This is a genomic window from Pseudomonas sp. NPDC090752 (genome assembly GCF_055584805.1).
This window is the reverse complement of record NZ_JBVJLI010000014.1, coordinates 137,330-144,987: the sequence shown is the minus strand read 5'-3', so window position 1 is coordinate 144,987 and position 7,658 is coordinate 137,330. Positions and strand designations below refer to the sequence as shown.

The 7,658-nt window shown below is 65.2% G+C and carries 2 protein-coding genes; one reads left to right on the top strand and one right to left on the bottom strand.

Annotated features, from left to right (window positions below):
* Positions 1-107: 107 nt before the first annotated feature.
* Complete coding sequence (locus tag ACZ6YA_RS19065) at positions 108-6,458, bottom strand: amino acid adenylation domain-containing protein (protein WP_465898640.1); 6,351 nt, start codon at positions 6,456-6,458, stop codon at positions 108-110.
* A 420-nt stretch (positions 6,459-6,878) separates the two neighbouring features.
* On the opposite strand from ACZ6YA_RS19065, the gene ACZ6YA_RS19060 reads away from it, so the two are divergent.
* Positions 6,879-7,646 carry a helix-turn-helix transcriptional regulator gene (locus ACZ6YA_RS19060; RefSeq protein ID WP_465898639.1) on the top strand — a complete coding sequence of 256 codons (768 nt, stop codon included), beginning with the start codon at positions 6,879-6,881 and terminating at the stop codon, positions 7,644-7,646.
* Positions 7,647-7,658: the final 12 nt, after the last annotated feature.

Sequence of the window (7,658 nt, the reverse complement as noted above, 5' to 3'; positions counted from 1 at the left end):
TCACAGACATAATTGGCCCGAAACAAATGTAGGAGCGGATTCATCCCCGATGCGCCGCGCGGGCGGCGCTCGATTTCCGCACCACCTCACGCCCTAAGCGAACGCCCTCAAATACGCCTGCGTTTGCCCAGGCTTGGAATGGTGGTCTGCGGTATCACCACTTCAACCTGCTCGCGCCGGGTGCTGGCCGCCAATCCCGCCAGGGTCGGCTGACTGAACAGGGTGCGAGCATCGACGTACAACCCTGCCTGACGCATGCGCGCCACCAGGCTTACCGCCAACAGCGAATGGCCACCCAGCTCGAAGAAGTTGTCTTCGCGCCCGACCTGCTCGATTTTCAGCACCTCGGTCCAGATGCCCGCCAGGGCCGCCTCCAGCTCACCCTGCGGCGCCTGGTAATCACGGCTGATCACCGCGTCCAGTCCCGGTGCCGGCAGCGCCCGGCGGTCGACCTTGCCATTGGGGCTCAACGGCAACTGCGCCAGCGCGACGAACGCCTGCGGCACCATGTACTCGGGCATGCGCGCCAGCAGGTGGCTGCGCAGCACCTCAAGCGCAGGTGCAACGCTGGCAGGGCGGCAGGTGAAATAGGCCACCAGGCGCTCTTCACGCATCAGTACCACGCTTTGACCGATGGCCGGGAGGGCTAGCAGCGCCGCTTCGATCTCGCCCAGCTCGACCCGCAACCCGCGCAGTTTGACCTGAAAGTCGTTACGGCCGACGAAGTCCAGCTCGCCGTCCTGGCGATAGCGTGCCAGGTCGCCGGTGCGGTACAGGCGATCGCCCTCGACGAATGGGCTGGGTATGAAGCGCTCGGCCTGCAGCGCCGGCAACCCCAGGTAACCACGGGCAACGCCGACGCCACCAATGTGCAACTGGCCCACCGCGCCCAACGGCACCGGGCGATCGTGCGCGTCGAGCAGGTAAAGGCGGGTGTTGGCGATGGGCCGACCAATCGGCGGTGCCAACGCTGGCAGCGGTTCATGCGCATGCAGGGTCCAGGCGGTGCTGTCCACTGTCGCCTCGGTGGGGCCGTAGACGTTGTGCACGCGCACCTTGGGCAGGCGCTCGCGCACGCTGCGCAGCAGTGCCAGGGTCAGCTCGCCGCCGCCGCAGAAGATATCGGTCAGGCTGGTGCAGCGATCAACACCGGGTTGGTCGAGGAACTGGTGCAATAACGCTGGCACGAATTTCATCGTAGTGACCTGCTGTGCCTGGATCAACGCCAGCAAATAGGCGGGATCACGGTGGCCGTCGGGCCGCGCCAGAACCAGGCGCAAGCCCGCGCACAGTGGCCAGAACAGCTCCCAGACCGAGCCGTCGAAACTGAACGGCGCCCGCTGCAACAGGGCATCCCCCGGCTGCGGCGGGCAGATCTGCGAGCCCCAGTGCATCAGGTTGCACAGGCCACGGTGTTCGATCATCACGCCCTTGGGCGTGCCGGTGGAGCCGGAGGTGTACATCACGTAGGCCAGTTGCGCCGGGCCCAGGCCCGGCACTGTCGGGTTTTCAGCGCTGCAGGCCTGCCAATCGTCACGGTCCAGTTCAAGGATCGGTGGCGATGTTGCGTCGAACAGGCCTCGGGTGGCGCCATGCACGAGCAACACGGTTGGGGCACTGTCCTCAAGCATGAAACGCAGTCGCTCGGCGGGATAGCCTGGGTCCAGTGGCACGTAGGCGCCACCGGCCTTGAGCACGCCGAGCAGTGCAACCAGCATCGACACGCCGCGCTCCACGCAAATGGCCACACGCAGGTCGGGGCGCACGCCTAGGGCGATCAGGCGATGGGCCAGGCAGTTGGCCTGGGTATTGAGCGCCTGGTAATCGAGGCTGGCATCATCGGCCTGCAGCGCGATGGCCAGGGGCGTACGTCGCACCTGAGCTTCGAATAGCGCGGGCAGCGTGGTGCCCAGCGGGCTTTGTCGGTCTTCGGTCTGGTTGAATGTGTGTAGCAGACGTTGCAGTTCATCGGCGGGCACGCTGCACAGGGTCTGCAGCGACTGGCTTTGAGCTTCGGTCTCTGCGAATTGACGCAAGGTCGCCAGCAAATAACCCAGCACCCGTGGTGCGCCGACAGCATGTGGGGCGCGCAGGGCTAACTGCAGCGTCGCGCCGGCGTCATCCACGGTCAGCACCAGGCCGTGGCTCACGACTTCACTGGCCGCGACCAGTTCCACCCCAGGCAGCACCAGCCCCTGTGGCAATGCACCCTGGCGGAAGTTGATCAGGCTGTTGAACAGCGGGGTGGCGGCGGGCAGGCCACTGCAGCGCTGGGCCAACAACAAGGGGGCATCCTCGTGGCCGAGCAGCTCGGCCAGGCGTGCATGGGTCTGCGCCAAGGCTTGGCTCAGCGAATGGCCAGCCAGGTTGACGCGTAACGGCAAACTGTTGATGAACATGCCCAAGGCCCGGTCGGCGCCCTTGCCGGCCATGGCCCGGCCCAGCAAAACCGTGCCGATCACCACCTCATCACGGCCAGTCAGGCTGCCCAGTACCTGAGCCCAGGCCAGGTGCAGCAGGCTGGCGAGACTCACCCCGTTGAGCCGCGCCTGAGCGCGCAGACGGTCAGTCAGCCCGTCTTCGAGTGTCACGGCATGCGTTTGCAGGTCGTGCTCATCCACCGTCACACCGCCCAGGCCGATCAAGGGCGCAGGGGATTCGACCCCGGCAAGCTGCTCGCGGAAGAAGGTTTCATGGCGGACCTGGCGCTCGGCAGCGCCGCTGAGCGCCACATAGTCGCGGTACGGCACCGGCGGCGGCAATGGCTCGGCCTGCCCGTGCATGAAGGCATCGAGCTCGCCGAGCAGCACCTGCAGAGAAACGGCATCGTTGACCAGATGGTGGAAGCGCAACAGCCCCAACCAGCGCCCCTGGCCCGCATCCTCGGCAGTGACCAAGGCCATCATCGGCGCCTGACGCAGGTCCAGCGGCCGCTGTTGAGGATCGTAGGCCGCGCGCAGCTGCGCCGCCATGTCAGCCCCTGGCCGCGCTGCCACCCAGCGCTCGATCGGCAGGCGCGCCTGGCGCCAGACGACTTGTTGCGGCGCGTCCAACCCCTCCCAGTGCAGGCTGGTGCGCAGGATGTCATGCCGCTCGATTACCTGCTGCAAAGCATCGGCGAAGGCTTGCAGCTGCGTGCGGTCGGAAAAGGCGAACAGCGCCTGCTGCTGATAGGGGTCCTGGGCATCTGTGACATGGTGGTACAGCAGGCCTTGCTGCAAAGGTGCCAGCGGGTAGATTTCCTGCACATTGCCTGCACCGCCCGGCACCGTTGCGACGATACGCCCGATGGCAGCCGGGTCCAGCTCGGTGAGCCTGAGCATCGCTGGGGTAATCTGCAGGCACCCTGGCGGCACGCCATTGGCGGGCACCGTTGCAGCTTCGCTTGCCACCACGGCAGCCGCCAGACTGGCGAGGGTCGACTGGCCGAACAACACCTGCACATTGGCTTGCAGGCCAAGCTGGCGCATACGCTCGATCAACTGCACCGCCAACAGCGAATGGCCGCCCAGCTCGAAGAAATGGTCCTGGCGCCCTACCCGTTCGACCTGCAGCAACTCAGCCCACAACAGCGCCAGGCGTTGCTCGATGTCACCGACGGGCGCTTCGTGCTCGCGGCGCACCTTGGCTGCTTCCTCGGCAGCTGGCAGGGCACGGCGGTCAAGCTTGCCGTTGGCGGTGAGCGGCCATTTGGCCAGGCTGACATAGGCTGTGGGCAGCAGCGTGGCGGGCAGCCGCTCCCGCACATGCGCGTGCAGCTCGCGGGGCGTCACTGGCGTCTGGGCGATGACCCACGCCTGCAGTTGTCCGTCACGCAGTAGCACCACGCATTCGCGCAGCGCCGGGTGGCTGGCCAGGGCGGCCTCGATCTCGGCCAGCTCGATCCTTACACCGCGAATTTTCACCTGGTCGTCGTTGCGGCCGAGGTACTCAAGTGTGCCGTCAGGCAGCCAGCGCACCAGGTCGCCACTGCGGTACATGCGGGCTTCAGGTGCCGGGCTGTAAGGGTCGTCGAGAAAACGTTCGGCGGTCAGCTCGGGCCGGTTCAGGTAGCCACGCGCGACGCCGCTGCCGCCGATGTACAGCTCACCGGCTGCACCGATCGGCAACAGCCGGCGTTGTTCGTCGAGCACATACAGGCGGGTATTGGCGACCGGCCCACCGATATGCAGCGGCCGGCCCGCCTCGACCCCGCCCGAGGTGGCCACCACCGTGGTCTCCGTGGGGCCGTAGTTGTTGACCACTCGGTAGCGGCGCTCGCGCGCCAGACGGCGCAGGCGGTCACCGCCGATCAGCAGGGTGTGCAAGGTCGGGTGCAGTTCGCCCTGGGCGAACGCATGCTCGGCCACTGGGGTGGGCAAGAAACTCACATCCAGCGGCTGCGCCCGCCACCAGCGCAGCAAGGCATCGATATCTTCGGCGCCGTCGCGCACCGGTGCCAGGTGCAGGGTCGCGCCACTGCACAAGGTAGGCCAGACCTCCCAGGCCATGGCGTCGAAACCGAAACCGGCCAGGCTCGACTGATGACGGCCTGGGCCGAGGTCGAAACGTTTGCAGTGCCAGTCGACCAGATTGGCCAGCATCCGATGTTCAACCATTACCCCCTTGGGCAGGCCGGTGGAGCCCGAGGTATAGATGACGTAGACCAGGTTGTGCGGCGCAAGCTTGGCGACTTCAGGCGCATCGTCTATCGCCTCATCCCAGGCCAGTCGGTCCAGCTCGATCTGCGGCAGGCCGTGGACAGGCAGCCGCCCAATCAACCGCGACTGGGTCAGCACCACCTGTGGCGCGCTGTCTTCAAGCAGATAGGCCAGGCGCTCTAGCGGGTGAGCCGGGTCGATCGGAACGTACGCGGCCCCTGCCTTGAGTACCGCCAGCAACCCGACCAGGGTATCCAGGCCACGCTGGGCGACCACTGCAACACGCAGGTCTGGCCCGACGCCCAACGTGATCAAGTGTCGCGCCAGGCCATTGGCCCGCCGGTTCAATTCGCCGTAGCTCAGGCTTTGGCCTTCATACTGAGCGGCGAGCGCCTCAGGCCTGGCCTTGGCGTGGGCCTCGATGCGGCGGTGGATCAGCATTTCTCCCTGCAGCGGGGTCATGGCAGCACTGTTCCACTGCTGCAGTTGTGCGTGTTCGCTGGCCGTCGGCAGGTCGATAGTGCCAATTCTCAAGCCGGGCTGCTGCAACCCTTGCTCAAGTACATGCAACAGCCGTGCGGCCAGTGCATCGACCTCGTCGGCGCCGAACCAGGCTCGGCTGTACACCAGGTGCAGGCGAGCCTTGCCGCTGTGGCTGTTGCTGCGCAGGTGGACGCTCAGCGGTGTGGGTTCGTGGCTGTTGCAGACCATCACGGTGTGCCCGCAGGTGTCGCCGAAGCGCAGCGCGTTGTCGTCTTCCTCGTACGACACCATCAGCTCGAACAGCTGTGGGCGTTCTTCACGCAGCGCGCCGAGCGCTCGGTTCAACTCGCTGAGGGCGAAACGCTGATGGCGAAAATCCTGCTTCAAGGCATCACGGATGCCCTGCACCAGCTCAGCGAACGTGCCGCTGCGGCCAAAATCCATTCGCAAGGCGCTGACCTGGGTGAACAGCCCCAGGGTCGACTTCAAACGGGCATTGCCACGGTTGCGCACCGGCAGGCCGACCACCCACTCGTCGCGCTGCCAAGTGCGCACGCAGCATACGTGCATCGCGGCCAGCAACACGTGAAAGGCCGAGGCTTGCAGGTCCGCGCCCAATTGCCGCATCCGCTCAAGCAAGTCGACATCGAAAGGTTGTTCGATGACGCCACTCGGCTCGCCAGTCAGCGCCGCGCCTCGCTCGCGTGGCACCAGCAGCGCATCGGGCAGTTGCTGGTATTTAGCCAACCAATACTCGCGGTCACGGCTGTGGCGAAGCGAGACCTGATACTGGACATCGTCGTCGATGAACTCACGATAGGACGGCGCCGTGGCAGGTAACGGCAGGCCCTGCCCAAGCAGCTGATAGGTGTCGGCGAGCTGTTTGAACCAGAGGTCCACGCCCCAGCCGTCGAGAATCAGGTGGTGCGCCTGCAGGGCAAGTAAACAGCGTTGATCTTCCAGCCGTATCAGCTGCGTGCCCCACAGGGCGCCGCTCTCCAAGGTAAATACCTTTTGCATCTGGGCCTTGATCAGGCCCTGGGCGGCGTCGAAGGGATCGGCGGCGCCACGGACGTCGTGCTCGGTCAACGCAATTGTCAGGTCCTCGGCAAAACGCTGGCGTGGCACCCCCTGCCCATCCACGAGCACCGTGCGCAGGCCGTCATGCAACGCCACCAGGTGCGTCAGCGCCACACGCAGCCGCGCCACATCCACCGCCCCTTGCAGCTCGACATAAGCGCCTATGTTGTACAGCGGCGAGGCCCCGTGGCTGATCTGGTCGAGCCAGATATCGCGCTGGGCAACGGTCAAGGCAAAGGTTTCGGCGGCAGGCATGAGCGGGCAGGTCCTTCTGGTTGATCATCCGCGGATTCAAGCACTGCCACCCCACCCTGTATGGCCCCTGAAACCCGGACAATCATTAGGCCCATCCTCGCTGGCTGAAAAGCATGTAGGAGATTTGCCATTGGCAGCAGCCCAAGATGGCCTACGTCCGCGTCGTTCGTTCGAGATCCGTCGCGAACTGACAGGCTTATGACGTCAATTCGCCGGCTATCTGTCGAAAAGGCCATTTCGCTGCTGTGCGCGTACCGCTCTGCCCCGCAGCGATTAGTGGCATTTTCTGTCCCGGTTTTCCATTACAGACTCAGCTCCCCCAGTCGAGATTGAATAGCGCCAAGCCCGCGCCCCAGCCACCCGGAGAACTCGACCGCGAGACCACCCGCCGTAATGTTTTAGATCAAGGACGACAAGGATATGAAGCTGACCGCCAGCCTCGAACACCGCCCCGACCCTCAGCTGTATCTGCAACTGGGCGAACTGATCGCCAGCAGCGGTGCCGATGGCTTCGCCGAGCAGATGTTTCACCTGGTCGATGCCCAGGTGCCGGTTCACAGGCTCGACCTCAGCGAATGGACCCTTGACCCTCGTCAGGCCAGCATTAACCACATCAAGCTGCTGGGCAGCGCCGGCGCGGAGCCGTCGCCGAGTGCAGACACGCTGCGCCATCCGTTGCTGCAAAGCATCATGCAGATGAAAGACCCCCTGCTGATCGAGTTCAAGGCGCCAGCGGACGCGCACCACAGCGCCCACCAATGTCACCTGGTTTCCCGCAGTGGTGACCGCCGCTGGGTCATCTGCTTCCATCGCTTGCCCACCCAACGGGCGTTTACTTTGACTGAACTGTCGCAGCTCAAGGCGCTTTCCGACACCTTGCTGCCGCTGGTCGAACACCATGGGCAACGGCTGGGCCCGGGTATCCCGCGCAACGGCTCGCCCGCTTCGGAAATGGACACCGGCTCGCTGCGCCAATCCTTTGCCGAACGTCTGGCCCAGGAGGCGGTAAAACTCTCTACCCGCGAACAGGAAGTCTGTCTGGGGCTGCTGACGGGCGGCACCGTGCCGGAGATGGCGCAACGATTGAATGTCAAGAACAGCTCGATCGAAACCTACCTCAAACGCGCCACCGCGAAACTGGGGGTCAGTGGCCGCCACGGCCTGGCGAAATGGATGGCGGGCGCCTGACTGTGCGAGCAC

Excerpts from the sequence above, each read along its gene's own strand:
- ACZ6YA_RS19060 (WP_465898639.1), top strand. The coding sequence starts at position 6,879 with ATGAAGCTGACCGCCAGCCTCGAACACCGCCCCGACCCTCAGCTGTAT.
- ACZ6YA_RS19065 (WP_465898640.1), bottom strand. The coding sequence starts at position 6,458 with ATGCCTGCCGCCGAAACCTTTGCCTTGACCGTTGCCCAGCGCGATATC.